This is a genomic window from Pseudoxanthomonas jiangsuensis (assembly GCF_010093185.1).
Taxonomy (GTDB): Bacteria; Pseudomonadota; Gammaproteobacteria; order Xanthomonadales; family Xanthomonadaceae; genus Pseudoxanthomonas; species Pseudoxanthomonas jiangsuensis.
The window spans coordinates 19,546-45,632 of record NZ_PDWL01000025.1 but is presented as its reverse complement, the minus strand read 5'-3'; the positions used below and the strand labels follow the sequence as shown (position 1 = coordinate 45,632).

General features: G+C 70.5%; 31 protein-coding genes. All 31 read right to left on the bottom strand.

All coding sequences use genetic code 11. The features are described from left to right. Position 1: 1 nt before the first annotated feature. Positions 2–1,966 carry an SPRY domain-containing protein gene (locus CSC62_RS18205; RefSeq protein WP_162407361.1) on the bottom strand — a complete coding sequence of 655 codons (1,965 nt, stop codon included), beginning with the start codon at positions 1,964–1,966 and terminating at the stop codon, positions 2–4. Beyond that, positions 1,963–2,667, bottom strand: a complete 705-nt coding sequence (locus CSC62_RS14280) for a LamG domain-containing protein (RefSeq protein WP_162407360.1) — start codon at positions 2,665–2,667, stop codon at positions 1,963–1,965. The genes CSC62_RS18205 and CSC62_RS14280 overlap by 4 nt, the downstream gene beginning before the upstream one ends. After that, positions 2,664–3,062 carry a putative Ig domain-containing protein gene (locus tag CSC62_RS14275; RefSeq protein ID WP_162407359.1) on the bottom strand — a complete coding sequence of 133 codons (399 nt, stop codon included), beginning with the start codon at positions 3,060–3,062 and terminating at the stop codon, positions 2,664–2,666. Before CSC62_RS14275 ends, CSC62_RS14280 begins: the two co-directional genes overlap by 4 nt. Next, entirely contained in the window at positions 3,059–4,573 is a 1,515-nt protein-coding gene (locus tag CSC62_RS14270; protein ID WP_162407358.1) for a hypothetical protein, read from the bottom strand. The genes CSC62_RS14275 and CSC62_RS14270 overlap by 4 nt, the downstream gene beginning before the upstream one ends. Next, a complete protein-coding gene (locus CSC62_RS14265; RefSeq protein ID WP_162407357.1) occupies positions 4,570–9,624 on the bottom strand; it encodes a tape measure protein in 5,055 nt (1,684 codons plus the stop codon). The genes CSC62_RS14270 and CSC62_RS14265 overlap by 4 nt, the downstream gene beginning before the upstream one ends. 10 nt (positions 9,625–9,634) lie before the next feature. Beyond that, entirely contained in the window at positions 9,635–9,871 is a 237-nt protein-coding gene (locus tag CSC62_RS14260) for a DUF1799 domain-containing protein (protein WP_162407356.1), read from the bottom strand. Between the two features lie 104 nt (positions 9,872–9,975). Beyond that, complete coding sequence (locus tag CSC62_RS14255; protein WP_162407355.1) at positions 9,976–10,341, bottom strand: hypothetical protein; 366 nt, start codon at positions 10,339–10,341, stop codon at positions 9,976–9,978. 151 nt (positions 10,342–10,492) lie between these two features. Further along, on the bottom strand, positions 10,493–11,479 hold the full coding sequence (locus CSC62_RS14250) for a hypothetical protein (protein ID WP_162407354.1): 987 nt from the start codon (positions 11,477–11,479) through the stop codon (positions 10,493–10,495). 6 nt (positions 11,480–11,485) lie between these two features. Then, entirely contained in the window at positions 11,486–11,710 is a 225-nt protein-coding gene (locus CSC62_RS14245) for a hypothetical protein (RefSeq protein WP_162407353.1), read from the bottom strand. After that, on the bottom strand, positions 11,707–12,156 hold the full coding sequence (locus tag CSC62_RS14240) for a phage tail terminator protein (RefSeq protein ID WP_162407352.1): 450 nt from the start codon (positions 12,154–12,156) through the stop codon (positions 11,707–11,709). Before CSC62_RS14240 ends, CSC62_RS14245 begins: the two co-directional genes overlap by 4 nt. Then, positions 12,153–12,662 carry a gp436 family protein gene (locus tag CSC62_RS14235; RefSeq protein WP_162407351.1) on the bottom strand — a complete coding sequence of 170 codons (510 nt, stop codon included), beginning with the start codon at positions 12,660–12,662 and terminating at the stop codon, positions 12,153–12,155. Before CSC62_RS14235 ends, CSC62_RS14240 begins: the two co-directional genes overlap by 4 nt. 3 nt (positions 12,663–12,665) lie before the next feature. Then, on the bottom strand, positions 12,666–13,067 hold the full coding sequence (locus tag CSC62_RS14230; RefSeq protein WP_162407350.1) for an HI1506-related protein: 402 nt from the start codon (positions 13,065–13,067) through the stop codon (positions 12,666–12,668). A 359-nt stretch (positions 13,068–13,426) separates the two neighbouring features. Next, positions 13,427–14,326 (bottom strand): Mu-like prophage major head subunit gpT family protein, encoded by a 900-nt coding sequence (locus CSC62_RS14225; protein WP_162407349.1) that lies wholly within the window; start codon positions 14,324–14,326, stop codon positions 13,427–13,429. A gap of 34 nt (positions 14,327–14,360) precedes the next feature. Further along, positions 14,361–14,762, bottom strand: coding sequence for a hypothetical protein (locus CSC62_RS14220; RefSeq protein WP_162407348.1), 402 nt, complete (start codon positions 14,760–14,762; stop codon positions 14,361–14,363). A 32-nt stretch (positions 14,763–14,794) separates the two neighbouring features. After that, complete coding sequence (locus CSC62_RS14215; RefSeq protein WP_162407347.1) at positions 14,795–15,925, bottom strand: phage protease; 1,131 nt, start codon at positions 15,923–15,925, stop codon at positions 14,795–14,797. Beyond that, positions 15,897–16,136, bottom strand: a complete 240-nt coding sequence (locus CSC62_RS14210) for a ribosome modulation factor (protein ID WP_162407346.1) — start codon at positions 16,134–16,136, stop codon at positions 15,897–15,899. The genes CSC62_RS14215 and CSC62_RS14210 overlap by 29 nt, the downstream gene beginning before the upstream one ends. Before the next feature lie 193 nt (positions 16,137–16,329). Beyond that, positions 16,330–16,881, bottom strand: coding sequence for a phage virion morphogenesis family protein (locus tag CSC62_RS14205; RefSeq protein WP_162407345.1), 552 nt, complete (start codon positions 16,879–16,881; stop codon positions 16,330–16,332). A gap of 141 nt (positions 16,882–17,022) precedes the next feature. After that, positions 17,023–18,207, bottom strand: coding sequence for a PBECR2 nuclease fold domain-containing protein (locus CSC62_RS14200; RefSeq protein WP_162407344.1), 1,185 nt, complete (start codon positions 18,205–18,207; stop codon positions 17,023–17,025). Further along, positions 18,200–19,786 carry a DUF935 domain-containing protein gene (locus tag CSC62_RS14195; RefSeq protein WP_162407343.1) on the bottom strand — a complete coding sequence of 529 codons (1,587 nt, stop codon included), beginning with the start codon at positions 19,784–19,786 and terminating at the stop codon, positions 18,200–18,202. Before CSC62_RS14195 ends, CSC62_RS14200 begins: the two co-directional genes overlap by 8 nt. Then, on the bottom strand, positions 19,780–21,348 hold the full coding sequence (locus CSC62_RS14190; protein ID WP_211369018.1) for a hypothetical protein: 1,569 nt from the start codon (positions 21,346–21,348) through the stop codon (positions 19,780–19,782). Before CSC62_RS14190 ends, CSC62_RS14195 begins: the two co-directional genes overlap by 7 nt. After that, the gene (locus CSC62_RS14185) at positions 21,348–21,902 is read right to left on the bottom strand and encodes a phage protein Gp27 family protein (RefSeq protein ID WP_162407342.1); all 555 of its coding nucleotides are present in this window, start codon (positions 21,900–21,902) and stop codon (positions 21,348–21,350) included. Before CSC62_RS14185 ends, CSC62_RS14190 begins: the two co-directional genes overlap by 1 nt. A 6-nt stretch (positions 21,903–21,908) precedes the next feature. Beyond that, complete coding sequence (locus CSC62_RS14180) at positions 21,909–22,211, bottom strand: VpaChn25_0724 family phage protein (RefSeq protein WP_162407341.1); 303 nt, start codon at positions 22,209–22,211, stop codon at positions 21,909–21,911. Further along, entirely contained in the window at positions 22,211–22,495 is a 285-nt protein-coding gene (locus tag CSC62_RS14175) for a hypothetical protein (protein WP_162407340.1), read from the bottom strand. The genes CSC62_RS14180 and CSC62_RS14175 overlap by 1 nt, the downstream gene beginning before the upstream one ends. Continuing rightward, positions 22,492–22,707, bottom strand: a complete 216-nt coding sequence (locus CSC62_RS14170; protein ID WP_162407339.1) for a TraR/DksA C4-type zinc finger protein — start codon at positions 22,705–22,707, stop codon at positions 22,492–22,494. The genes CSC62_RS14175 and CSC62_RS14170 overlap by 4 nt, the downstream gene beginning before the upstream one ends. Next, positions 22,691–22,885: a hypothetical protein gene (locus CSC62_RS14165; RefSeq protein WP_162407338.1), complete on the bottom strand. Its 195-nt coding sequence runs from the start codon at positions 22,883–22,885 to the stop codon at positions 22,691–22,693. The genes CSC62_RS14170 and CSC62_RS14165 overlap by 17 nt, the downstream gene beginning before the upstream one ends. Positions 22,886–22,908: 23 nt before the next feature. Continuing rightward, positions 22,909–23,565 carry a hypothetical protein gene (locus CSC62_RS14160; protein WP_162407337.1) on the bottom strand — a complete coding sequence of 219 codons (657 nt, stop codon included), beginning with the start codon at positions 23,563–23,565 and terminating at the stop codon, positions 22,909–22,911. After that, positions 23,559–24,239: a transglycosylase SLT domain-containing protein gene (locus tag CSC62_RS14155; RefSeq protein ID WP_162407336.1), complete on the bottom strand. Its 681-nt coding sequence runs from the start codon at positions 24,237–24,239 to the stop codon at positions 23,559–23,561. Before CSC62_RS14155 ends, CSC62_RS14160 begins: the two co-directional genes overlap by 7 nt. Further along, positions 24,236–24,550: a putative holin gene (locus tag CSC62_RS14150; RefSeq protein WP_162407335.1), complete on the bottom strand. Its 315-nt coding sequence runs from the start codon at positions 24,548–24,550 to the stop codon at positions 24,236–24,238. Before CSC62_RS14150 ends, CSC62_RS14155 begins: the two co-directional genes overlap by 4 nt. A gap of 155 nt (positions 24,551–24,705) precedes the next feature. Next, on the bottom strand, positions 24,706–25,056 hold the full coding sequence (locus CSC62_RS14145) for a hypothetical protein (protein WP_162407301.1): 351 nt from the start codon (positions 25,054–25,056) through the stop codon (positions 24,706–24,708). Beyond that, positions 25,053–25,481, bottom strand: coding sequence for a Mor transcription activator family protein (locus CSC62_RS14140; RefSeq protein WP_162407334.1), 429 nt, complete (start codon positions 25,479–25,481; stop codon positions 25,053–25,055). The genes CSC62_RS14145 and CSC62_RS14140 overlap by 4 nt, the downstream gene beginning before the upstream one ends. After that, the gene (locus CSC62_RS14135; protein WP_162407333.1) at positions 25,478–26,071 is read right to left on the bottom strand and encodes a hypothetical protein; all 594 of its coding nucleotides are present in this window, start codon (positions 26,069–26,071) and stop codon (positions 25,478–25,480) included. The genes CSC62_RS14140 and CSC62_RS14135 overlap by 4 nt, the downstream gene beginning before the upstream one ends. Between the last annotated feature and the right edge of the window lie 16 nt (positions 26,072–26,087).

The window sequence follows — 26,087 nt, the reverse complement described above, 5'->3', positions numbered from 1 at the left end:
CTCAGGCTCCCCAGAACTTGACGGTGTGCTCGCCGGTGACCGGGTTGCCGATCGCGCTGGCGACCAGCACTTTGCGGCCGGCGGCCAGGCCGTAGCGGCCGTAGGTGATGCGGATGACCTGGCCGGGGCGGAACTGCAGGTCGGTGCGGCCGCGGACCCGGCCGATGTAGAAATTCCTCGGCACGGCGTACAGGGCGATCACGCGGTCGATCTCGGCCTGGGCGTCGGCGCGGCGGTCGAACCGGCTCAGCATCGGCGCGGCGGCCTCGGCGCGCACGTAGCGGCTGGCCAGCGGGCCGCCGGCGTACACCTGGCCGCGGTACTCGCCGGCCAGCTGCTGGCGCATCGCCGGCGGCAGCTGCTCCAGGTCGGTGATCATGTCGCCGGTGGCCAGCGGGTAGGCGTTGGGCTGGTAGGCCATGCGCCGGCTCAGGCCCGGGGCCAGGTCCGGCTGCACGACCAAGTCGGCGTCCAGGGCGGTCCAGTCCAGCTCGAACGCCTCGGCGAGCGTGTCCGGGTCGACCAGGCGCGCGATGCGCAGCACGCCGTCGCCGTCCTGCCACCAGTCCGCCGTGTAGCTGGCCAGCAGCGCGGCCAGGGCCTGGCGCGGGGTGCCGCCGTCGCCGGCGTAGTAGCCCACGCCGGCGTAGCCGGTGGCGGTGTCGATTGCCGCGGCGTCGGCCGACGACCACGCGGCCTTGTTGATGCGCCGGAAAACCTCGGTCAACGCCTGTTCGAGCGTGGCCGGCGCCATGCCGGCGCCGATGCTGGACACATCGGCGATCAGCGGCCCGACCGGGGTGGCGTCGAACGCGAGTTGCTGGCCACCGGCCACTAGGGTGTAGCCGTCGCCGGCGAGGATCTCCGCGCCGCGGTCCAGCACCCGGTCCACGCTGGCCAGCGGCGCGTCGGAGATCCACTGCACGCTGCCGTCGCTGTTCACCGGCACCATCGGCGCGCTGCGCACCGCGCCAATGACCACCGGCTGCGGCTGCCAGGCCACCTGGTCATTGATCGAGGGCAGGAACACGGCCCGGTGCAGCGGTGCGTCTAGGTCGTCGTGCGGGTCGCGCAGGACGGCGGTCTTGCGGCCGTCGTCCTCGATGTCGATCCGCTCCAGGATGTGCCGGCTGACCGCCGTGGCGCCGGCCAGCGCCTCGCCCTGCTGGACCAGGCGCACCCGGACCGGCACGTCGCGCACGTCGCCCAGGGCCACGTCGTCCAGCACGCCGTGGGCGTCCTGCAGCTTCACCTGCGCGGCAGCGCCGCGGCTGCCGCCGTCGGCCCAGGGCCAGAAGCTGACCGCGGCGATCGACTGGATGCCGTCGCCGGCGACCAGCTCCAGGTAGCTGGCATTCGCCGGGCTGTCGCCCGTCGCGCTCATGTACGGCTCGGTGGCCAAGCGCAGGGGCTCGATCTCGGCCGCCGGCACCGGCCAGCCGGCCAGCGCCGGGGCGAATCCCTGCCACTGCCCGGCATTGACGATGCAGCGCAGGCCACCGGCGGCGGTGCTGGCCAGCGACACCGCGAAGTGCAGATCCCCGGACAGCGCGAGGCTGCGGCTGTGGACCACGTCGCCGGCGAGGTAGAACGCCACGGTGCCGGCGTCCAGATCCACGCGCAGGCCGACCACGTCGCCCTTGGCCACGGCCGGCAGGCCGCTGGCCACCACCACGCCGCCGGCGACGACCTCGCCGCTGTGCAGCCGCCAGCCCAGGCCGCCGGCGCTGCCCACCTGCGCCGACAGCGAGGCGGCCGCGGTGACCAGGCCCACGGTGGCCTGCAGGTCGTCCTCGCCCCAGAACGTCCACTCCACGCCGCGCACGCCGTCGACGTGCGGCAGGTCGCTGCGCGCGGCGCTGGCCAGGCTCGTGGCGTCGGTGGTGGCCAGCGACAGGCCGCCGTCCTCGGCGACCAAGGAAGGGCCGATGGGTGATGCGGCGAAGCGGGAGAACATGATGGTCATAGCGAGTGAGGCCCCGATGGCGTCGTGAACGGCGCCGTGTACAACGCCACGCCCTTAGCGATCCGGACCTCATCAATGTAGCCACGCCAATAATCCGTGGACGTAACCAGGTTGCAGCCGATGTTGGGCCCATTGGTGCGCGCCAAGTTCTGCGTATTTGTCCCGGAGGCGACCAGCGCGCCATTGAGGAACAGACGTAGGACCCCCGCCTGCCGCGTCACTGCAATGTGGTACCAGGTATTGGCAGCGATCAAGCCGGTGGATGAGCCGAGACTCGTGCCGTTTGTATTCAGGTGCAATGACCCGGCGGGGCCAACGAAGATGCACCAGCCATTGCTGCTGGACCAGTTTCCTACAGGCGAGACGTAATACGGCGACGACGGGAGGGCATCAATTCGCGCGAAGCACTCGATCGTGAAGTCACCCGTTCCGAAGGCCCAATCGTCGGATGCAGCAGTGGAGCGGACGGTTCCGTTGGTGCGGAGACTGGCGCCACCGAAAACACTCTGCGCGGTACTCAGAACAGCTGATCCGCCCCATGTTCGGCCAGTGTCATCCAGAACAGTGGAGCTGCCATTGGAACCGTCAAAGTGCAGAAGCGCCTTCACACCACCGGCAGGATTCACCGTGATGGAGACGGCGCGCGTTGCAACGCGACCTAGCGCGTCCTCCGCCTTGATCAAGGCCACGTAAGTGGTCATGCGACTGTCCCTACGATTCGCCCATCGACCAGACTGAGCGCCGACGGAAGACTGCCCTCGACGATGCAGAATGAAGCAGGCCCATAGCCTCCGATGGTCTGCACCGGAACGTCGATAGTGCTTCCCACCATCACGGTCAGGTCGACGGGAAGGATCTGGAACGCGGCGGCGGGCGCGCCACTGATCACACCCGTGGCGGAGTCGATGAACAGCCCCGGGGGGAGAAGACCGACGACCTCCCAAAACACCGGTCCGGTAGCACCATGCAGAGTTAGGGACGCCGAGTAGGCCTCGCCGATCACTGCGTCCGGCAGCTCCCCGGACAGATAGATGCCCGGCGTGATCCCGCCCAGCATCAGCGCGTAGTACGCCTCGGCCTGCTGGTTGCTGCTCACGAGAGGCGCCCCCAGCTGGCGTCGTCGGCGTTGATGACGTAGTTCTGAGCGGTGCGGAACAGCACGATCGCCAGCCTCGCCTTGCCTGCGCCGGCCGGCGCGGGCGCCGACGGGATCGTGGATGGGTGCTGCGCGCCGCCGCTGCCGTTGTTGACGATGTTGCCGTCGCTGTTGGAGATGAAGGTGCCCGCGGCGGTGTACCACTTGATCCGCACGTAGCCGCCTGCCTTGCCGGCGTCTGACGCGCCCTGGTGGATCATGCAGCGGGCGGTCAGCACCATGCCTTCGGCCACCGTGGCCTGGTACTGGTTGATGCTCTCGCTGGTGCCGGTGTACCCCGTGTTGAGCTGCAGCGATCGGGTGCCGGTGTACGGATGCGCGGCGGCGGTGGTCGCGCTCGTGCCGAAGTCCCAGCCGGTGTTGCCGCTCTCGAACCCGGGGTTAAGCAGGCCAGCGGCGATGTCCTCTACGGACACGATCCGCTCCAGTCGGATCGTCACCAGAGAGTTGACCTGCCGGCCCAGCGCATCGGTGAACACCACGCGCCAGGCCTGCGTCTCGTTGTAGTTCGTGACGCCGGTGGCGATCGAGAACACCGGCGAGGCCGAGGTGGCGTCATCGACCAGGAAGTCGGCCGCGGCGCCGCCGTCGACCCGGGTCCACTCGCAGGTCACCGGCTCAACGCCGTTCACCTGCTCGGCGGTCATGGCCTGCGAGGGCGCCACCGGCGTGACGCCGTTGCAGTAGACGGTCTCGTAGGCCGGACTCGGGAACGCGGTCACCGCGAACGCGCTGCCGCCGGCGGCCGGCTGCTGGGCGATCAGCGACCAGTTCAGGCCCTGGTCGTCGGTGTCCAGGCCCAGCACGTCGATCGAGCCGGCGACCGGCGAGGTCACATAGGGCACGCCGTTGATCGAGGACACGTAGGGCGGGAACGTGAGCAGGTGGCCGCCGCCCGACTGGGTGACGTACATCAGCACCGTCTTGGTCGGCGGGACGTTGATGAAGGCGGTGACCGCCACGTCCTGGTCCAGCAGCAGCTGGAACTTCGTCCAGCGGCAGTCGATGACCACGCCGCCGTCCTGGATCTCCAGCACCTTGGTCGGCGGGTTGCTGGCGTAGGGCCACTGGTAGATGGGCGCGGTGTAGTCGCTGTACTTGCCGTTGCGCACCGCGCGCACCCGGTACCAGTGCCCGTCCACGCTGTTGGCGTTGGTGGTGGCGGTGTAGCGCAGCTCGCTGGTGGCGGCGATCTGGATCCACGCTTCGTCGTCCGGGTCGCCCTCCACGTCCTCGGTGCGCTCGATGCGGAACTCGATGCCGCGGCCGCCCGGGTGCTGCCATTGCAGGAACACGCCATCGGCCACCGGCGCGGCCGACAGTTCCGTGGGCGCGGCCGGCGGCGGGGCGACGTAGACCAGCGGCACCCAGCTGGCCAGCACCGGCACCACGGGGGTGATCGCCGGCAGGGCGGCGTCGCCGATGTCGACCAGGACGACGGGGCGGCTCATCGCAGCACCTGCAGTTCCTGGGCGTTGGCCTGGCGCTGCAGCAGCACCTCGATGCGCTGCAGCGCGGCCAGTGCGGCCGGGTCGGTGACGTTGCCCAGGGTGGCGCCGCTGCTCGAGGAGGCGCCCGGGGTGCCGGTGGTCGGCACCGTGCCGGCGGCCGGCGCGACGGGCACCTCGCGGTCGGCCAGCACGGTCACCAGCTCGGTGGCGATGCGCCGCGGCAGCTCGTAGAGGATGTCGGCCAGGTCGCCGATGTCGGTCTGCTGGGCGGCCAGGTAGTCGCCCAGCTCGCCTACGGACAGGCCCAGGTCACCGGCCAGCGTCTCCGGGGTCAGGCCGGTCACGCTGCGCAGGATCTCCAGCGGGTCGCGGCCGTTGACGCCGGCCAGGTCGGACACGCCCTGGGCGATGCGCTGGGCGCGCTCCAGCCGGGCGGCGGCCTCCTGCTGCGACTGCAGGGCGGCGCGCTGGGCGTACAGGTCCTCCAGGCTGGCGGCGCTGCCCTCGCCGCCGAAGCGGCCGGCCAGCTGCAGCACGCGGTCGTAGTCGGCCTGGTAGCCGGCCGCGCTGGCGTTGAGCCGGCGCGACACTTCCAGGAACTGCTGCGCGTACTGGGTGAAGGCGTCGGCGTCGCCGGCGAGCGCCGCGGCGCTCATCAGGTCGTTGGCGGTGACCCGCTTGGTGGCGTCGGTGTCCGGCGAGAGCTGCTCGCTCAGGCGCAGGCTGTTGATGAACGCCTCGATGCTGCTGCTGGCGCCCTCGGCCGCGCCGCCCAGTTGCTCGATCTGGTCGTTGATGCGGTTCAGGGCCAGGTCGACCAGCTCCGATTCCAGGCTGGCCACCAGGGCGTCGGTCTTGGCCTGGGCGGCGGCGCGCACCGCGGCCAGGTCCTCCTCGCGCGCGGACAGGCCGTGCAGGGCCTTGGCCTGCTCCTGCAGGGCGCGGATGCGCTCCTTCTCTTCCTGGCGCACCTGCAGGAGCGACTTGGCGAAGTTGCTGAAGCCGGCGGTGGCCACGTCCTGGTAGGCCGCGGCCGCGATGCTGCCGTAGTTGCTGGCGCCGGCCATCACCCGCTGATAGGCCTCGGTCAGGGTCTCATCGCCGCGGGCCAACACCTCGATCAGGTCGGTCAGCCGCTCCAGGCCGCCGGCGCTGAGCAGGCCGGCGCCGTTGTTGAAGTCGACCACGGCAGCCAGCAGGAACTGCGCGCCGTCCAGCAGCTCGGTCGCGCTGGAGCGCCAGCGCTCGGCGATCGCGCTGGCGGTGTCGTCCAGCTGCTCGATCTGGGCGATCACGTTCTCGGCGCTCAGGCGCTGCTGGAACTCCTCGATCGACTCGTCGTAGACCTTGCCCAGGATGGTCGAGAACGACCGTTTCAGCTTGCCCTTGGAGTCGGACACCTGCTGGAAGCTGCCGGCGATGATGTCCACGCTGGCCAGGCCCAGGGTTTCAGCGGCAGAGCGCGCCACGCCGTCGATCGCGTTGTACAGCTCGTCGGCGGCCTCGCGGGCTTCGTCGCCGGCGTCCACGGTGCGCGTGCGGCGCTTCTTGCCGCGGAACAGGGACTTCTGACCCTCCTCGTACACGCTGGCCGCGGCGGTTCCGCCCTCGGCCCCGACGCCGATGGTCTGGGTGACCTCCTTGGCCTTGTAGTCGGTGCCGAACAGCTTGCCGCCGGAGAGCTTGTCGATGGCGATCGCCGCCAGGGCGATCCAGCCCACGACCGGGATCGCGCCCAGGGCCGCAGAGCCGGCCGCGGCCGCGCCGGCCGTACCGGCCGCGGCATAGCCGGCGGCCACGGTGCCCACGGCCGTGGCGCCGTAGTAGCCGGCCACGCCGTAGGCCGCCGCGCCGCCGATCTTGCCGGCGGTGTCGCCACCCTGGTTCCAGCCGTACAGCGCGCCGGCGCCCGCGGCCAGATAGCTGGCACCGGCGATGGTGCTGCCGCTGATCCCACCGCCGCTCACGGCCTGGTACACCTTGCCGCCAATCTGGATCACCGCGCCCAGGTTGCCGCCGCCGCTGGCACCGCCGCCGGCCGCCATGCTGGTCAGCCCGGAGACGTTGTTGCCGAAGCCCATCATCGAGCCGGCACCTGCCAACGCGCCCGCCCAGCCGCCGCTGGCGGCCATCGCGCCGGTACCGGTGAGGTTGCTGCCGCCGCCGATCAGGCCGGCCAGGCTGGACAGCCAGCCGCCCTGGCCAGCACCCGACATGGCACCGTTCACAGCGCCGCTGATCAGGTTTTGAAGCGCGTTCTGGAACGGTCGGACCACGCTCTGCTCCAGCAGCGTGCGGATCGCGTCCCGCCAGCCGCGGCGGAAGATGTCCTTGATGTCGTCCCACGCGCTCTGCGAGCCGTCGCGCATGCCCGACAGGGTGTCGGCGAACAGGTCGGCGAAGTCGGCCACGCCGCGGGTGGCCACGTCCGCCCACTCGTTGAGGTTGGCGACGTGCTCCTCCAGCGCGATCGACAGGTCGGCGTAGGCATGCGCCTGGTCGACCAGCTCTGCGGTCATCTCGGCGGTGATCTTGGCGCCGGCGCGGTTGGCCTCGTTGACGGCCTGGCGCATGTCCTCTTCGGCGCGCAGGCGACGGTACAGGCGCTCGCGCTCCAGGCCCACCGCGCCCAGCATGCGCAGCTCGCCGGACATGGTGTCCAGCAGCGCCTGGGGCGCCGCCTGGGCCTGGGCCACCTCGGCCGCACGCTCGCGTTCCACCCGGGTGGCCTGTTCCACCAGGGCGTTGTAGGCGGCCTGGGTGATGTTGTGCGCGGCCAGCTCGCGGTCCAGCTCGGCGATGCGCTGCTGGCGCTGAGCCTCGGCCACGGCCAGAGGACCGGCGATCTCCGCGGTGGCGATCGCGGCCTCATCGGCATAGCGGCGCTGGGCCTCGGCCTGCTGCTCGAGGACGCGGGCGCGCTCCTCGGCGGCGCGACTGGCTTCGGTGTCGGCGGTCTTCTGGGTGCGGGTGGCCTGGGTAGCGGCGTCCAGGGACGCGGTCAGCGCGATCAGCTGCTCATTCTGGGTCCGCAGGGCCTGCGCCTCGGCACTGGTCGGGTCGATGCCCTGGTCGGCTAGCTCCTTAAGGAAGCCGGCCCGCATCGCTGCGGCTTTGCCTTGGGTCTGCTCGATCAGCCGCAGCTGCACCTGGTTGATCTGCTGGGCCAGGCCCTCGTTGACCTCCTTCAGCGCGTCCTTAATGGCCTTGCCGGAGTTGCCTGCCGCAGTCGCCACCTGGTCGAAGCTCGCGGCCGCGACGCGGTTGGCGGTGTCCACGTCGTACTGCTTGCGTGCCCAATCCACCAGGAGCGGACGGAGCTGCTCGATCTTCTGGCCCTGACCCGACGTGCGCTCCAGCAGCTGTTCCAGGCTGCGCCGCTGGGCCTCGTTCGCCGACGTGATCCCGGCGGAGGACAACACCAGGTCTGCCGAAACGTCGACGGCCCGCTCGTAGCCGGCCACCAGCTGGCTCACGCGCAGCTGCGCCACTTCGATCGCCTGGGCCTGCTCCTCCATGGCCTGGCGGAAGCCCGGCGTCACCATGCCGGTGCCAGCGGATGCGGCGGTGGCCTCCATGCGGGCGTACTCGTCCGCCAGCGCCTGGACCTCCTTCTTCGCCTCCTCCAAGGTCTGGATCGAGCTGGCCAGATTGGCGAAGCCGGCGTTGGCGGTCTCCTTGTTGAAGTTCTCCAGCGTGTCGATCGCCGGCTGGAAGCCGGCCGTGACCGCCTTGGACAGCTCCTCGGCCTTCTTGCTGCTGTTCGTAACCCACATGACGAACAAGGTCAGCGCCGTCACCGCCAGGCCCACCGGGCCGCCGAACGCGGCCATGGCCACGTTGACCGCGCGCATGGCGGCGGCCTTGGCGGTCAGTGCGATAGAGGCCGCCTGGGTCGCTGCGGCAGTGCGGAGCTGGGCCGCAGCCAGGTTCGCCTCGGCCGCGGCCGGGCTGCCGGCGGCGCCGACACCGGCCCGAGCTGCCTGCAGCTGCGCCGCGGCCGCGGCCTCGGCCGCCCGAGCCGCCTGCAGCTCGGCCGCGGCCAGCTGCCTGGACTGCACGATCGCCTGCACCTTGGCCGCGGTGGCCAGCGCGAGCTGCGCCACCAGCCGCCCACCGAACGCGACCGCCACCACTCCGGCCGCGGTGGCCAGCACGTCCAGATTGTTGGCCAGCAACGCAATGCCCTGGGCCAGCGCGCCGGAGACGCCGAAGTCCTGCGAGGCCTGACCCGCCGCCTGGGTGATGCTGTTGCGCAGCTGCACCATCGCCCGCTCGACGGTGAGCGGCATCGACTCGAACTCGGCCGCGATGACCGCCGACTGGCTTTCCAGCGCCTGTACCAGCCGCTGCACGTCGATCAGGCCCGCGTTGACCTGGGCGCGCAGCTCGCCCATGCCGATGCCCAGGCCGTCGGCCAGCGCCTTGGCCAGGCGCGGGCTGTTCTCCACCACCGAGTTGAACTCCTCGGCGCGCAGCACGCCGCCGGCCAGCGCCTGGGTGAACTGGGTGATGGTGTTGGCCGCAGCCACTGCGCTCGCGCCGGACACCGCGAAGGTCTTGTTGATGGTCTCGGTCAGGGCCAGCTGCCGCTGCTGGCTGATCCCGTATTCGGCGGTGGACTGCGCCAGGCGCGCGTACAGGGTCGCGGTGCTCTCCAGTGCGGTGGAGGTGCGCTGGGAGATCGCGTAGACCTCCGCCTGGGCCACCGCGAACGCCGCCTGGCTTTCCGTGGCCAGGCGCAGGCGACCGGAGATGTTGGCGTACTGGTCGGCCATCCGGGTCAGGCCGGCGATCACCTGCACGGCAGCCACCGCGCCGACGGCCGTCTTGACCTGGTTGAGCACGGCCGCCATCGCCGACGCCTTGCGCGAGGCCTGGTCGCTGGCGACGCCAATCTGCCGGATACCCTGGGCGCCGGCCGCGGCCTGGCGCCCGGCTGCGGTCCCGGCAGCGCCCAGCTGCTGGACCGCCTGCGTGGACTCGCGCGTGGCCGGCAACAGCTTGCTGTTGTCGGCCTGCAGTCGGAGGGTAACGACCGGATCGGTCACGGGGCGATTCCTACGGTTTGGCTTCGCTGTAGGCGCTGCGGGTGGCGGCGACCATCACGTCCACGCATGCCAGGATTTCGGGCTGGTCCTGCGGCGGGATCTGCAGCAGCCGGAACGCCGATTCGATCTCCAGGGCCGGGATGCCGTCGTACATCGGGGCGTGCATGCCGGTGAGCCAGGTGGGGCGGCACCGGCGGAACACCATCACGGCATTCCAGTTCTCGGCGAAGACCTCGACCTCTTCCACTTCCTGGAGCGCCTCGGCGCCCCCGTCGCGCAGAAAGTCCGCCGTGCTGACGGTGTCGAGACCTTCTGTGTCCCGATCACCGCCAGCACGTGGACCCTTCCCAATCAGCGCCCGCGCGACGGCTTCGAGTTTTTTGCGCGGGCGTCGCCGAACTGCTCGAAGTAGTCCTGGATGATCGCGGTGGTCAGGTAGGTCGACCAGCGGCCGTGCTTGACCTCGTGCAGCGCCGCCTCGCCGGTGATGGCGTTGCCGTTGGCATCGCCCAGGCCATCCACGGACACCACCAGGGAGTCGATGTACTCCAGATCGGTCAGGCCCCGATCGGCCAGCTCGGTCAGCTCGTCCTTGGTCTTGATGCGGGCCTGGACGTTGATCGTGCCCTCCTGGAACTTGCCGGCGGTCTGGGTGGGCAGCCGCAGGGTCACCGGGCGGGTGATCGTGTCGATCGCGGTCAGGATGAGTTTGCTCATCGTGCGAATCCTCTTGGGAAGGGGTTTAAAGGCGCCGCCTGGTGGCGGCGACCTGGTCACGATGCCCTCGCGCGCGCGGCGGTTGGGAATGACGCGCGTCATTGCAGAAAGAAGAAGCCCCGCGCGAGGCGGGGCTTCCTGTGAGGGCGGATCAGACCGAGGTGTCGCCGAACTCGATGTAGAACTCGTCGCCGCCGGTGTCGCTGGCCACGCACGGGCCGGACAGCTCCCAGCCGTAGTCGCCGTCGATTTCTACCTCGTTGATCGTCTCGATCTGGCCGCGGATGCCCAGCTCGCTGTACAGGTTGCCGGCCTGGCTCAGGCGCAGGGCCACGGTGATCAGCGTGCCGGCGTCGCGTACCGTCCAGGGGTTGAAGTCCGCCAGGGCGGTCTTGGCCAGGCGCAACGTCCAGGTCGGCGTGCGGTTGGTGATGCCGCTCTCCTGGTGGCTGGTGTACTCCTTGTTGGCGATGGTGTTGCCGAAGTCCACGCCCAGGGACTTGGCCCACACCACCAGCGGCGTGCCGCCGGGCAGCACGGTCACCGTGGTCTCGGTGTTGCTGGCGCGGGCCACCACCGGAACCGTGGTCGGCAGGGTGATGCTCGGCAGCGCGTCCTCGCCGATGGTCTCGTAGCTGCCCTGGACCCGCACGTTGCCCTTGAACCGATCGCCCACCGCCAGCACCAGGCTGGTGATGTTGTGGCGGGCGGCGTCCACGGCCTTGAGCGTGCCGGCGTGCCACCACTTCGCATCGGAGACGGCGATGGCAGCGCTGACCGGGTTGTAGCGGGTGGTCTTTTCGACCTCGTCCTTGACCACGGTCATGCCGGCCGGCAGCAGCAGCACGCCGCAGTCGGCATCGCTGGTGGCGGCCGCGCCGGGCGTGGCCGGCGGGTAGAGCTCGAACTCGCCCTCGATGAAGGCACGCTTGGCGCCCACGGCGAACGGCTCGCCGGTGAAGAACGGGCGGTCCACCGGCCGCTCGATCTTGTCGAACTCGGTACCGGAGGTGCCATTGAACAGCAGGATGCCGTTGGTGGCGGCACTGGGGACGACCGGCACGCCCGGAGTGCCGGAGGCACGCAGGGCCAGCGCCAGGCCGCGCTTCTTGAAGGCTTCGAGTTGGGGCTGCGCCATGGCGCGTTACTCCTTGGACGGGGTCTTGTTGCGGCCGCGGTGGCGCGGCGGATTGGGCGCATCGGCGGGCGGCACGGCCAGGCCAGGGCCGCCCTGGCGCACGTCGGCGGAGGCGATCAGCGGTGCCTCCGGCGTCTGCTCGATCACGGCCGCCAGCACGACGCTCTCATCGACCAGCTGGCCGTTGCGCACGCGCCAGGCGCCGTGGATGGTGGGGGTGGGTTTGCTCATGCGGTCACCTGCTGCTGCATCCGGTAGTTGGTGCCGAACACTTGCTGGTTGCACAGCCAGCCGGCGTGGTAGGACTCGTCGCGACCGGCCTGGAAGGCCAGGGCGTCGAAGGCATCGGCCGGCGTCCAGCCGAACAGCGCGCCGCGCACCTCGGCGATCACCGCGGCCATCTCCTCGGCCGCGGCCGCGCCGGAGCCCTGGCCGCGCAGGTTCTGGACGAACAGGACACAACGCACGGTCACGTCGCAGTTCTGGATCGCCACCGGGCCGGTGTACTTGATGGGCTTGCCGATCTCAGCCGTGGTCACGAACACGGCCGGCGCCACGCGCGGGGCCTGGTCCAACGCTGCGCGCAGCCCGGCCGCACCGTCGATCAGCTTGATCAGGTGCTTGCGCTCCTCCAGCCGCTGCAGCACCTGGGCGACCGGGAACGGTGCCACGCTCACGGCAGATGCTCGCGGCCGAACACCTTGTGCCCGGGGTTGATCTGGATCTCGCCGGCGGCGGCCGGGCCGGTGGTGGGGTCGTCCAGGCCCAGGCTGAACTTGCCGGCGGCGATCAGCTCCAGGAAGCGGATGGCGTCGCGATAGTCGCGTGCCACCGGATCGGTGCGGTCGTCGGAGATGCGATCGGCATGCAGGGTGTAGCGGGTGATCGAGCGCGCCCACTTCACCAGGATGCCGGGCGTGCTGGCCAGGGGCAGCGTGTACCGCCTGGCCAGGTAACCGTCGATCACGGCGCCGGCTTCCACCACCGCCTCGCTGATGCGGGCGGCGGCCTTGTCCGCCTGGTCGATCTCATCGGCTGACCAGGCGCTGCGATCGCTGCCCCGCAGCGTCGCCTCCATCAGCGTGGCGTCGACCACCGCGGCGGCGTGCTGGTTCGTGGCCACCTGGGCCAGTTCCAGGGCGCCCGGGATCTCCGCCAGCTGAGGGAGGGTGACGTAGGCCATGGGTCAGGCCGCCGGCGCCAGCTGCGCCTCGATCAGCGTGACGCGCTCGGCCGCCGGCAACTTGCCCCAGGCCTTCGCATCGAGCTCGCCCTTGACCTGGGCGGCCTTGGTCGCAGTCGCCCAGGCTTCCGGGTTCGCGGCGATCGCGGTCTGCTCGCGCTCCAGCGCGGCAGCATCGGCGGCCTCGGCGGCGGCCTGTGCCTCGGCCTTCTCGCGCGCCTTGCGCTGGGCGTCGGTCTCGACCGGCTCGACCACGACCAGGTTCGGTTCGTTGCGGATCGCCTCCAGCTGCCGCTTGGTCAGCGCGCCGGTGTCCAGCTCGCGGCCCTCGCGGGTGAAGTACAGGCCCGCGCGGTAGAAGCCGCGCTCGGGCTTGGCCTTGACGATGATCTTCTGGGTTGCCATTGGCAGCTCCTGGGAATGGGGTGCCGGTCTTTCCCGGCTGTCACGGCAGCGCATGCCGTCCTGGCACTGAGATAACCGGCTCGTCGATCCGGGCTGAGTGGCTATGGCGGTTCAGCTCCCGCCTCGGTTCCGGCGGCGTTCTGAGGCGCCCGCGACCGAAAAGCGTCCCCCTCCGCAAGGACCGCGCGCGATGCTTGCGGAGGGGTGCCGGTCTCTCCCGGCTGTCACGACTTGGTTTGTGGCTTGCTGAGTGGACCGTCGTTCCGCACCCATCTCCCCGTAGCCTCTGGGGGCGGCCCCTTCCCGGATCGGGAGCCGCGTCGAACGCAGCGCTCACGCGCTGGCCGGGGTCGAAGGCCTTACGCCAGCCAGGGCGAGACCACCACGTCCACCAGACCCTTGAGCACGTTGTCCGCACCGTTGGCCAGGGTCGTGGCGTTGACCAGCTTGCGCGCGGCGAATTCCAGGCCCGGCGGCACCACCAGCTTGGTCGGCTTGATGCCCAGCGGCCGGCCGTGGTCGCCCAGGCGTTCGGTCATGGCGGTGTAGGCGGCCACCAGGTTGGTCTCGTCCAGGGCCTTGCGGCTGCCATAGGCCAGCTGCCAGAAGCCGAAGCCGACGTTGCAGCGGCTGTCCACGCCGTAGACGTATTCGTTGCGGTCGAACACGTTGTCGTCGGTCTCGCCGGTCTTGGCCACGAAGTTGGGCTGCTTCCGGTTCTGGAAGATGATCGGCTTGAGCGCGCGGCTGGTGTCCAGCAGGTACCAGGCCGTGCCGCTGCCGCCGTTGTTGTCCCAGTTGGCCTGGGTGACGATGCTGCCATCGGCTGCGATCACCGGATGGTCGGTGTCGAAGAAGTTCTGGCCGTCGTAGCACAGCGTGGCCGCGCCGTTCTTCAGCAGCTGGAAGCCCAGCTGATCCGGATGCGCTGCGGCGGCGCGGCCCATCTCGCTCATCATCGGCGAGTAGATGCCGTACTGGTCGTCCTCGATCGCCGGGCGCGGCACGCCCACGGTCATCTCGAACGACTTGTTGCGGATGGTGTAGCCGTGGGTGGCCATGCCATTGACGACGCGATCGCCCAGCCACTCGCGCATGTTCGGGAAGGCGCCCAGCCAGCCGTATTCCTCGGCCGAGGTGCTGGACGGAACGGTGGTGGCGATCTGGTCGAGCTGCGGCGCAGCCTGGCCCAGGCCGGCGGCGAACGCGGCCTTGAACGCCACGAACAGCGCGGTGAGGTTGCCCTTGTTGATGATCATCGGGTCTTGTCCTGGTGAGGAAGGTTGAAGGGGATCAGCCGACCTCGACCCAGACGCCGTTGGCGTCCACGTCGATGATCTTGCCGGCGGCCTTGCGGGCCGCGCTGTTGTCGGTCTTGGCCACGGTCTGGTTGTCCACCAGGTAGCAGGTGGCGCCGATATCGCCGTGGCCGATCAGGTCACCGCTGGCACTGTTGGCGAAGTGGAACGTGCCGCGGCGGTAGGTGACGGTCTTGGCGCCGTCGCCGGTCACCGTCTCCTCGGCCACGCCGACCGCCGGGCCGGCGCTGGCGGTGCCGCCGGGGACGATGTTGCCGTTGGCGGTCAGGCGGGTGACCAGGGTGCCGGCGTAGATCACGGCCGCGGCGTTGACCAGGCCGACGATCAGGGTGGAGTCGCGCCGCTTGGTGTTGCGGCCCTCGGTAGCAGCAGTCATGTGGGTTTCCTTGGGTCAGGTCAGGGCGCGGATCAGGCGGCCTTGGCGGCGGCGTAGTCCTTCGGGTCGACGCCGGCGGCGGTGCAGATGGCCAGCTCGGCGCCCGTCAGGCCGTTGCCGTCCTTGCCACCTGCCGGCGGCTCGCCGTTGGTCTGGCTGCCGGCCAGGGCCGCGATCGGCTGGGCCTTGTCCAGGTAGGCCGACAGCGCGGCCAGATCCTTCTTGCCCAGGTCGGTGGCCCAGTCCTTCATCGCGGGCAGGATGCGGCCGTCGGCCAGGCCGGCCTCGACCAGGGCGGTGACCTCGCCCTGGTTGATCTTGGAGCTGAGCGCAGCCAGCTCGTTCTGCACGGCGGTCAACGCCGCCACCGGCACGTACTTCGCCGGGTCCGGCTCGCCGCCGGCCTGCAGCTTGCTGGTGCAGGCGGCCAGCACGGCGGTGCCGTCGCCGACTGCCTCCACGCCGACCGCCTTGGCGATGCCGCCCAGGGAAGCCAGCTGGGTCTTGAGGGCCGAGCAGGCGGCGATGGCCTGGTCCTCGGTAGTGGTCTCGGGCAGGCCCAGGGCGGCCAGCAGCGCGGCGAGCAGGGGATTCATCAGGTCTTCCTCTTCGGTGTCGGGGGCGTAGGAGCCGAACGTGGCGGCGGCGCGCAGGGAGAGCGCGTCCATGCCATCGATGGCGGCGTGGTTGGTCAGGGCGGCCATCTCGATGGCCAGCACTTCCCCGGTCTGCGGGTCGTAGTGGAAGACCGGGGAGGCGAAGGCGTACTCGCCGGAGCGGACCATCTCGGCGGCGCGGGCGGTCAGCTCGACCGTCGCCCACAGGCCGGACTCGCGCCATTGCAGCGCCCGCATCCAGCCAGCCGCCGGCGCCGGCTGCCCGTTGGTCTCCTTGTGGAGGGTCTGGTGCTCGTAGTCGACCACCGGCGGGTTCCGCCGCGCCTGGAAGCGCCCGATCACCCGGGTGGCGATGGCCTGGTCGATCTTCCAGGCGGGCACCGGCATGGGCCGGCCGTCGCTGGGCTTGAACGCCCCGGCCGGGGTCAGCTGCATCTCGATGGTGGTGCCGTCGGCCAGCGGCGGCAGGGCGAAGCTGCACGCCGCCAGGGCGACGGCGGCCGCGAGTGCGGAGGGGTTACGGCGGCGGGCGGTCGGATTCGACATGCCGGCCAGCTTCGGCCGGGTCGCGCGCGGCGTGGGAATGACGCGCGTCATTGCACGCATCGGTCCACTGCCGCCAGCCGCGTTCCCAGGATCGGGCCAGGGGGCCGTCCGGGCTGTGGGGGTTGTCCTGCATCTGGGCGCCATCGCGGGCGGCCTGCCGGCCCTCGACCCACGCCTCCGCCAGCTCCACCTGGCGCACCTGCTCTTCCATGGCCGCGTCCTCGTCCTGAGGTGGCCGGACGATAGCACCAAGGGGCGAAATCGGGGGTCGGGCGTTGACGCCGCCCTCACGCCGGGACGGGACGGCGTTTGAAACCCGTTTAAATCCTTCCTGACGCCCCGACCACCCCCGACCCGGGACCATGGTGGCCCCCGGGGGGCATCCGAGGCCCGTACAGGGCGTTTCAGGCGGGGGCGCCTCCGGGGCCGATCTCGTCCAGCTCCAGCCAGGCCACGGCCAGGCGCTCGATGGCTTCGCCGTCCGCCTGGCTCAGGCCCATGAAGGGGCGCGCCGGCAGGCCCGGGTGGTTGACCTTCTTGACGTACCCCGGCACTTCGGCGCCGGCAGCATTGGTCCGGGTACGCATGCCGGGCCACGACAGGGCCTTGCCCGGCTTGGCGTGGATCTCGTAGGGGTCGGTGCCTTCCTGGTGCCAGCGGGCCTGCTTGGCGTCGGCGCGGATCTCTACCCAGTCCACCCCGGAGAGCGGGTGGATGCCGTCGCGCGTGCGCCGGGTGTCGTTGAGCGGGGTGCGGCCGCTGCCGTCGGCCAGCGGTTCCCAGGCCACGCCGTCCGGGCCGATGCCGGTGTCGAAGCGGGCCTGCGTCGCCTCGGTCTCGTATTCGCCGATGTCGGCCATCAGGCCGGACAGATCGGCGCTGCGCGCCTGCAGGCGGCCGAACCAGCGCAGCGCCTGGTCGGCATCGACGTGGAGGATCAGGGGTTCGTCGGCCATGCTAACCTCGCATCACGGGCCGGGGACCAGCCGCCCCCGGTGTAGCGGCCTCGCCGCAATCATCCCAGGAAGCGGGCCACCACCCGATGCTCCCCAGGGATCGCCGCAGGGCGTGTTGGCGCGCCTGCAGGCAAAGGCTCCTCACTCCGGCCGCCCCCACACCAGCACGCCCTGCCGCGATCGCGCCTGGGGCCGGGCGCCGCGGAAGAAATCGAACGATCCCCACACGCCACCTGGCAGCACCTCGGCGATCATCGTCAGCGCCAGGCGCTTGTCGTCCTCGACCACTTCCACCCGCTTGACGTAGTAGCGGCGCAGCCCGAGCTGGCCGGCCTCGTTGCGGGCGAAGTTGGCCCAGATCTCGAACGGCTTCTCGATCGTCTCGGCCAGCAGCGGCAGGTACCGCTCGCGCCCGTCCAGGCGGCCGGGCTTCTCCAGCCAGTGCTCGATCACCTGGTCGGTGAGCTGCACCTGGGCGCCGGACGGATCGCGCAGGGTCGTGGCCTTGCCGTACAGCCGCTGCCAGGCGGCCCGCAGCTCGGCCGGGTCGCGCACGGCGCGGGCCAGCGGCGCGGCCGCGGCGGCATCGAGCGGCAGCTGCGCCGGCCGGCCGTAGTCGGCCGCGGTCCGCCCCGGGATCTCGGTCCACTTCGTCGCCGTGTCCTTGGCCAGCGCCGCATCGGCGATGTGCTGGCCGCTGGCCGCATGGCCCACGTGGTAGGCCCACTCCGGCGGCGGGTCGCCCTCGATCGCCGGCGGCGCCGCGTCGGGCGTTTTGCCGTCGGCCCGCAGCCTGGCGGCCGAGACACCGACCACGCTGCAGCGGCAACCCCAGCCGTTGGGCGGATAGTGCGTCTCCCACCAGGGATCGTCGCTGGCGATCACCAGCCCGTCCCAGGCCTTGTGCGCTTCGCGCGGGTTGCGGACGGTGTTGTGCTTGTACTTCAGGTACGGGAAGCGCTTGAGCGTTTCCCAGCGCCCGGCCATGTACGAGGTGCGCAGGTTGGTGTGGTAGATGACCGCGGTGCGCCAGGCCTCGCCGCCGGGCGTGCCTTCGCCGGTCCAGCCGGTCCAGTCGTTGCGCGCCACGATCTCGCGGAAGCGCTTGCGGAAATCCTCGAGGGTCTCGCCCTTGCTGATCGCCGCGTCCACCGCCTCGCGCAGGTCGGTCAGCAGGGCATCGCGCGTGGCGCCGGCGACGACGAAGGCGCGAGCGTGCTGGCCCTGCCACAGGTCGTCCCACGCGCGGGTCGGCAGGTTGACCTTGCCGCGGAAGTAGCGCTCGGCCTCCGGCAGCGAACCGAAGTTGCCGCGGATCTCAGGCACGGCTCTCGTCCAGGGCATCGAGCATGCCGGCGGCGCCGGCGATCGCCAGGGCGTGCTGCATCACCTGGGCGAACCGGCCGGCGTCCAGCTCCGGCAGCAGCTGCAGCAGGCCCTCGCGCAGTTCCTCCAAGGAGCCGGCGCCATCGACCAGGGCCTGCACCTGGTCTACCCACTCCAAGACGACCGGATTGGCCGTGTCGGCCAGCAGCGCCACCAGCTGGTCCTCGCGGTCGCGGGGGCGCACCTGGGCGGCGGCGGCCGCGATGCGGGCGGTGGCGGCGGCCACTTCGGTCGGAGCCGGAGGCGGCGCCACCGCCGCCTCGGTCACCTGCAGGACCGGCGCGCCTTCCTCGGCCATCGGGATGCCCAGCTCCTTGTGCGCCCACTCCACGCCGATCCGCATGCCGGCCTTGGCCAGGACCGGCAGCGACTCGGCGAACGACTTCACGTCCTGCGTCTCTGCCGTGTCCAGCACCAGGCGCGGGCAGCGGCCGTAGCCGTTGCGCGCCATGCCGTTGAGGACCGCGATCGGGTAGACCAGGTCGCGGCTCAGCGTGGCGGCCACCTGCTTGGCGTCGGCGTCGCGCAGATCCTTGCGGACCTCGTTGTGGACGTTGCCCAGGGCGTTGGTGTTGCTGCCCCGGTCGGCCTGGCTGGTCAGGGTGGCGCCCAGGATCACCTTGGACACGGTGCGCTCGCACCAGTCGATCATCAGCTGGAACGCAGCCGGATCGCCATCGGCGGCATCGTGGAAGTCCAGGCTCATTCCGTCCGGGATGATGCCGGCCGCGTTGCGTCCCACCTGCATCAGGGCGCGCAGCAGGGTGGTCTTCTCCTTGTCGCTGGCGCCGGGCTGGTATTTGCCGATGCGCAGCGGGATGCCGTAGATCTCCAGGAACTCGGCCAGGTCGCCGACCGAGTAGTTCTTGAACAGGTACGGCCACACCAGGGCGCGGAAGATGTTGGCCCGCTCCACGTAGCCGCTGCGGGCCTTGTGGGTGTGCGTGATCCAGTTGAGCGGGCGCAGCACCGCGCCCTCGGGCGAGTTGTCCCGCAGGCGGATTTCCTGCCGGTAGCCGCGGTGCAGCCGGAACCAGGACTGCGGCCGGTGCTCGATCGACTTGGGCAGCCAGCTGCCGTCCGTGCGCTGCCACTCGATCTCCTGGCAGCTGAAGCCCTTGCCGATCGCGTCGGTGGTGTCGAACAGGATGCCGTCCAGGTCCTCGATCGCATTGAGCAGCTGGCGCAGGCGCGCGGCCTCTTCCTTCTCGGCCGCGGTGGCGTCCTCCGGCGGCACCACGTCCCAGGTCAGGCCCGAGACCACCCGGCGGCGCTTGGTCATCTCCGACAGGATGTGCCCGTCGCGTTCCTCCATGTCCTCGAACAGCTCGTACTGGGCGATCACGTCGCCCTGCTCGGCGCCGATCAGGATGCTGTTGAGCTTGGAGGGCGTCAGCCCGCGCGCCGGGTGGGTCTGGAACTCCTGGTGCAGGAACCCCAGCTGGCTGGTCTGCGGCTCGGCGATGTCCGCCAGGCGGATGGGCTGGCCGTCGGGGCCGAGGATGCGGGAGGTCACCATGCCTGCTGTTCCGGAATGCTGAAGTCGTTGTCGATGTCGGTCTCGTGGTCGAAGCCGCGGCTGGCGCGGGGCAGCGCGGTCCACTCGATCTCCGCGCCGGGGAAGCGGCTGGCGTAGTACATGAGCGCCACAGCGATGGCCGCGTCGCCGTGGCGCTGGCCGCCGTCCTTGCCCACGGTGCGGTCAGGCACCCGGGCCACGCCCTTGATCACCTTCACCGCGCGCAGGTCGGTCAGAACGTCCTTGTCGCGCGGCAGCGCGATGGTCGCGTCCTCGAACGCCTTCTTAAGCGGCGGCATGTGCTCGCGGTACCAGCCCTCGGTTGCCATCACCAGCTCGATGCGCGAATAGCCGAACTCCTGAGCCAGGAACTCAGCCAGCGCGTGGCCGTTGCCGCGAGCATCGAGCGCGCCTTTGACGAACCGCGGCAGGCGCTTGATGACGAACTTCGCCACCTGCTCCTGCTGGCGGTGCGGCATGTTCCGCAGCTCCAGGACGAAGGGCACCTTGCGCCGCAGGTTCTGCTCGATCTGCGCCGGTACCATCACGCTCAGGTCGCCGGTGCGGCCGAAGTCCTGGCCATACACGCTGGTCAGGTCCGGGTCCAGCGCGGCCAGGCGCGGGGCTACTTCGGAGTCCAGCCACTCCTGCACCTGGCGCCAGCGCTCGCCGTCGGGCAGCTGCTCGAACCCCTTGGGGCAGGTGTAGCGCAGCACCGGCGCGTCGTACATGCGCGCCTCGACCAGGGCGGTGGTCAGCCAGGCGCCCGTGCCCTGGGAGGGCACCACGTCCAGCTCTTCCTCCGCGGCCGCACCGTAGAAGGCATACACGTCCGAGATCCACTTAGCCTGGGCGTCGGCATCCCAAGGCACGCCCTTGCGCATGCACACGCGGCCGAACAGCCCCTGCTCGATGGCCTCCTTGAACGTGATGCGGTGGACGCGGCCCTTGCGGTCGCCGCTCCGGATCTCGTTCACCAGCTCGTTGAAGGCGTTCTGATCGCCATCGTGGGTGCTGATCACCCGTACCTTGCCACCCCAGATCAGCAGCGCCAGCGCCGCCTTGAGCAATTCGTCCAGGGCGCCGTGGAACGCGGCCTCATCGATCACCACCACGCCCTGCTTGCCGCGCAGGTTGGCCGGGCGGGAGGACAAGGCCACGATGCGGAAGCCGCTGGCGAAGCGGATGGTGTAGGTCTTGATCGCCTTCTCGTCGTCGCCGTCTTTGAAGACCTCTTCGCCTTCCTCGATCTCCCCGGCGACCTCGTTGAAGATCTTGGCCCACATGGCGCAGGCCTCGATGTACTCGATGGCCATGTCCATGTTGTAGCCGATGTAGTACACGTTCATCCCGCCGGCCTGCTTGGCCTTGGCGGCGATCAGCACGTTGTCCGAGGCCTCGGCCCAGGTCAGGCCGATACGGCGGCTCTTCTCGGCAACCTTCAGGTCGCTGTCGTCGGCGATCCAGGCGGCCTGGTAGGGCAACAACACCGCGTCGGTGGCGGTGTTGATCGTGGCGGCGGTGGCCTTGGGCAGCTCGGCCCGCAGCAGGTCGGCGCTCATCACCCGATCCCCAGGATCTTCTTGCGGATGTCCTCGGCCGCGTCGGCGGACAGGCCGCCGGACTTGACCACACTGTCCAGGGCCATGGCCTGCTCGCGCTGCAGCTGCTCGCGCGCCTCGGCCTCGATCTGCCGGCGCACCGCCAGGCTGACCCGCTTGCCCTCGTTGGCGTTCTTGGCGATCTGGCTGGCCTTGCGCACCTCGTCCAGGTCGGCATTGCCCCGCGCGCTCAGGTTGAGCACGGTGTCGGTGGCCAGCACCACCATGGCGTTGGCCAGCAGGGTGCCGCTGTCGTCGCCGGCGTTCCGGCCGTACTTCTCGGCGATCACCCGGGCGGAGGTCTCCAGCTCGTGCATCCGCTCGGTGAAGTCGCGGATGCCCTGCTCGTAACGGTGGACGCCGCTGCGGCTCACGTCCTCGCCCGGGAACTCGGCGCGGATGATCGCCACCATCTCGTCCAGGGTGTGCCGACCTTCGCGCAGCAGGGCCTCCAGCCGCGCCCGGTAAGGCGCGCGGTGGACCTTGCCCTTGCGCTGGCGCTTGCCCGTGGCCATGGCGGCTTACTTCGGGCCGGGCCGGCGCACGCCGGGTACGATGGCTTGGCCGGTGGCCACGTCATGGCCGCGGATGCTCAGGGTGACCACGTGCACGCCTTCCAGCGCAGTGGTCATCTCCACGTAGCCCTGGTCCTTGAGCCAGGCCAGGTCGGTGTTCACGTCGTCGCGGCTGCCCGGAATGGCCAGGAACGACAGGCCGGCGTGCAGCGTGGAGCTGTTGGCGCGGTACCCCGCCTGCTCGGCGAGCAGGCGCAGCAGCACCAGTCGGCGCTCCTCCCGCAGGTGATCGTTGTAGGTCTTGCTCATCAGTCCTTCTCCAACAGGAACTCGTGCATCGTCTGGACCAGCCGGTTCGTCGCCCGCGCCTCGGTCTCCACCGCGGACATGCGTTCCTGCAGCGCATGCAGCTCTTCGCGGGTCAGGGCGGACTCGCTGCGCGTCTCCAGGCGGGTCACCCGGCCGACCAGGCCCACGTGACGCCACCACAGGATCAGCAGGCCGCCGATGGCCACGCCCACGAGCACCAGGGCGATGGCCAGCAGCGCGATCAGGGCCACCTGGTAGAACGGATCGACCAGCAGGCTGTTCATCGGCGTTCCACCTCGGCCGCGCAGCGCGTACAGCGCCGGGTACGGGGCACGGCCAGCTGCCGCTCCACCGACACGTCGTCGCCGCAGTCCAGGCACTGGATGACCTGGATCGATCCGGCGTCGATCGGCCTACGACGGGCCCTCAATCCCTCCTCGAACAGCTGCATCGCGCGCTCCTCGTCCTCTGCCGCCTTGTCAGCTGCGTCGTGCACTGGGGTGGTCCCTTCCCTCGATCAGGTCGTTCAGGTCGGACGCGATGGCGCTGCGCTCGCGCGCCTGCGCTCGCAGCCCTGGCCGGCGCGCCGCGTCCGCGGTTCGCGCGGCCTCGCTCGCCTGGCGGGCCATCCGCTCGTAGTCGTCACGGAGACGCACCAGGTCGCGGGTCGGCACGGACGGTCCGCCGCGGGCAGCCATCAGCCTTCACCCCGGCCGCGGTCACCGCCTGGCAGTACCAGGCCCACGCCGTCTCCGACCACTCCCGCGCCGCCGCGATCAGCGCCGTCTTGCCGCTCCTGCAGTCGTGGTACAGCCCGGCCACCTGGTCGTGGTTCTCCAGCAGGGTTCCCCAGCGATCGTCCGGTGCCGCCGGCAGCGTCGGGCACGGCTGCAGCAGGCTCGGCGCTATCGGCGGCGGCGGCGCCGGCGGTGGGTTGCCCTGCGTTGCTGCGGTTCCAGTGCTGCAGGACGTCATCGCCAGCACGGCCATCGCGCAGATCAGGGCGCGCGGCCAGCAGGCGCGCCAGGTCCGCCCGCATCGCCTCGCGATGCGCTCGATTCGATTCACGGTCCTTCTCCAGCTGTTCGGTGATCAGGTCCAGGCGCTGGGCGGCCTGGTCGTAGGCCAGCGTCGCGTCGGTGGCCAGCTCGCGCAGTTCGGTGATCCGGGTGGCCTGCTGTTGGGCGGTCGCGCGCAGCTCGCGGCTTTCCTCGATCGCGTGCTGGCCGGCGGCCCAGCGGTTGCCGGCCCACAGCCCGGCACCGGCCGCGGCGAGGATCGCCAGCACGATCCCGCCCAGTACCCAGGGCAGCAGCTGCGCCTTGGCCGGCGCGAGTGCGGTATCGGTCAGCACGTGCGCGCCCCCGACCAGCCCGCGGCCAGGTAGGCCGGTTCCAGCACCAGCAGGATGCGGCGCGGATAGGCGGTGTTCTCCTTGTGCGCCCAGCCTGCCCGCACGCGGTAGCGCGCCACCTCGTTCCAGTCGTTGGGATCGGCGCCGGCCGCCTGGGCGGCGCGACGCTCCCGCGTGAGCCAGCCCTCGCCGCCGTTGTAGCCGCGCAGGGCAAAGGCCCAGCGGCTGCAATTGCTCATCGGGCGGCCGCGCCAGGGAGTGACCCGGTCGTACAGCCAGCGGTCGTACAGGGCGGCGGCCATGATGGCCTGCTGGGCGTTCCAGGGATCGAAGCCGGCCAGTTCCTCCGGAAACACCGTGGCGATCCAGCGCGCCGTCGACGGCATGAACTGGGCCATGCCCTGGGCGCCGGCCGCGCTCTTGGCGTTGGGGCGAAACGCCGATTCCTGGTGCAGTTGCGCGGCCAGGCGGGCGCTGGAAGCCTCCACGCCCCAGGCCCGCGAGGCTGCCTGCTCCACGCGGTGGCGGTACAGCGCCGACGCCGGTGCGATCCGGACGGCGGTGGACTCGGCCGCGGCGGCCGGCGCCGCGGCGCAGCTGTAGAGCGCTGCGACCAGGATGGTCAGCAGAAAGGCCAGGCCGAACCAGTGCACGGAAGGGCTGCGCCGGCTCATCCGATCAGCCCCGCGGCGATCATGGCGGCGGCGATCAGGATGCCGCGGCGGCTCTGGGCCATCGACTGCTCGATGCCCTGCAGGTAGCGCGGGTCACCGCCGCGAAAAGCGGCCCAGTCCACGCCGTAGCCGACGGCGCCGGCCATGAGCATCTTGCTGGCGGCCCAGGTATAGCTGGCCAGCAGCACGGGGTTGATCGGCGCCACCAGCATGAGCAGCAGCAGGCTGACCAGCAGCCAGAGCCACATGTAGCCGATGCGGTCGAGCAGCGACGTCACCGACGTCGCCAGGCGGAGGAAGCGGTCGCGCATAGCGGTTCCCTGTAGGCGGGCCGGCAGTGCCGGCGGAAGGCGGGGCTTGGCCCCGTTGCCTGGTCAGGTTGCGCGTGCGCGTGAAGCGGGTGGGAATGACGCGCGTCATTGCCCGGAAAGAAGAAGCCCCGCCGGAGCGGGGCTTGAGGTGCGGGTCACTGGTCCCGGCGAATGCCTCTGCAGTTCAGAAACCCACCCAGCCAGGACGCCTTGTCGAAGGGATGCGCGTCCTCGTCCGGCGCGAACCGCAAATGCTGGCCTTGGGATACCAGGAAGGGCTTGAATCCAACATATGCCCCGAATCGATTCTTCCCGTTCACCTCACCGCAGACCACCCCATCACCGACCAGCATGTTGCGGAACTGTGCGGATGAAGGGTCGATGAGCTGCTCAGTTGCGATCTTCTTTGCTTGACGGATTTCCCACCAGTCACCGCCTTTCCATGCCCCCAGTAGCGCCACGCCACCAACAATGGCTGTAACGGCGACGATCACCCAGGTCTTCATTCCCCCTCCATGTCCTCGAACAGGCGCCCTTGGATCTTGTCCAGGTGCAGCTTCCGTTGCTGGCGGCAGATCCGCCAGATGTGCCGCTCGGTCAGCCCGTACTCGCTGGCGAGCGTGAGGATGTTACCGCGGTGCGCCCGGCGGTAGATCTCGGCATCGCGCAGGGCCGCCTGGAGGGCATCGCCCTGCGGCATGTACCACTGCCGCCCGCCGAAGTAGCTGGACATGGCCAGCACGGCGGCACGTGCCAGGCGGAACGCCTCGGGCTTGTCGTGGCCCAGGCGCACGAAGACGGCCTCCTGGACTTCGACCAGGCGCACCAGGAACTCGGGCCAGCGGCCGGCCGGCACCGCATCCAGGTCGGCCTGCAGCAGGCCGGTCGGGTCGATCGGGGCATCGGGCAGCAGGTCGGGCTGTTCGCTCATTCGGTCACCCCGTAGCGCTCGCGGGTCTTGCGGCGCTCTTCCTCGGCCTCGGCCGCGGTGAAACCGCCCGCGTCCTCGGTCTGCTTGATCCACCGCATGTGGTTCTCGTAGGGGCTGTTGCCGGGCGCCGGCGTGGTTGCGACCGGGCTGGTCAGGTGCCGGCCCGCCCTGGCGCTCTCCTCGCGCTGGCGCTCGGCCGCAGCGTCGGCCTTGTCGGCCAGGCCGTACACCACCGCCCGCAGGTAGCCGTGCGACTCCAGCGGCAGCGACAGCGCGGCACGCTGTGCCAGCATGGTCTCGATGCCGATCGCCCAGGTGGTCGGCGTGGCCGGTCGGCGCACACCGGTGCGCTCGTCCTTGCAAACGTCGCCGGTGGCTACCAGGGCCGCCAGCTCCTGCACCAGCTTCACCGCGCGGGACAGTCGAAGGGCGTTCTTCGGCGGCTTGAACAGCCCCAGATAGGCGATCACCGCCCGGCCCAGCTCCGGCTGCATCTCGGCCAGCAGCGCGGCCAGGCGCTTGCCGTCGTCCTCCACGAAGAAGGCCGACAGGTGGGCCTGGGCGCCGCAGTCGGGGCAGGTGGCGCGCATCAGGAGCCCCCCAGTA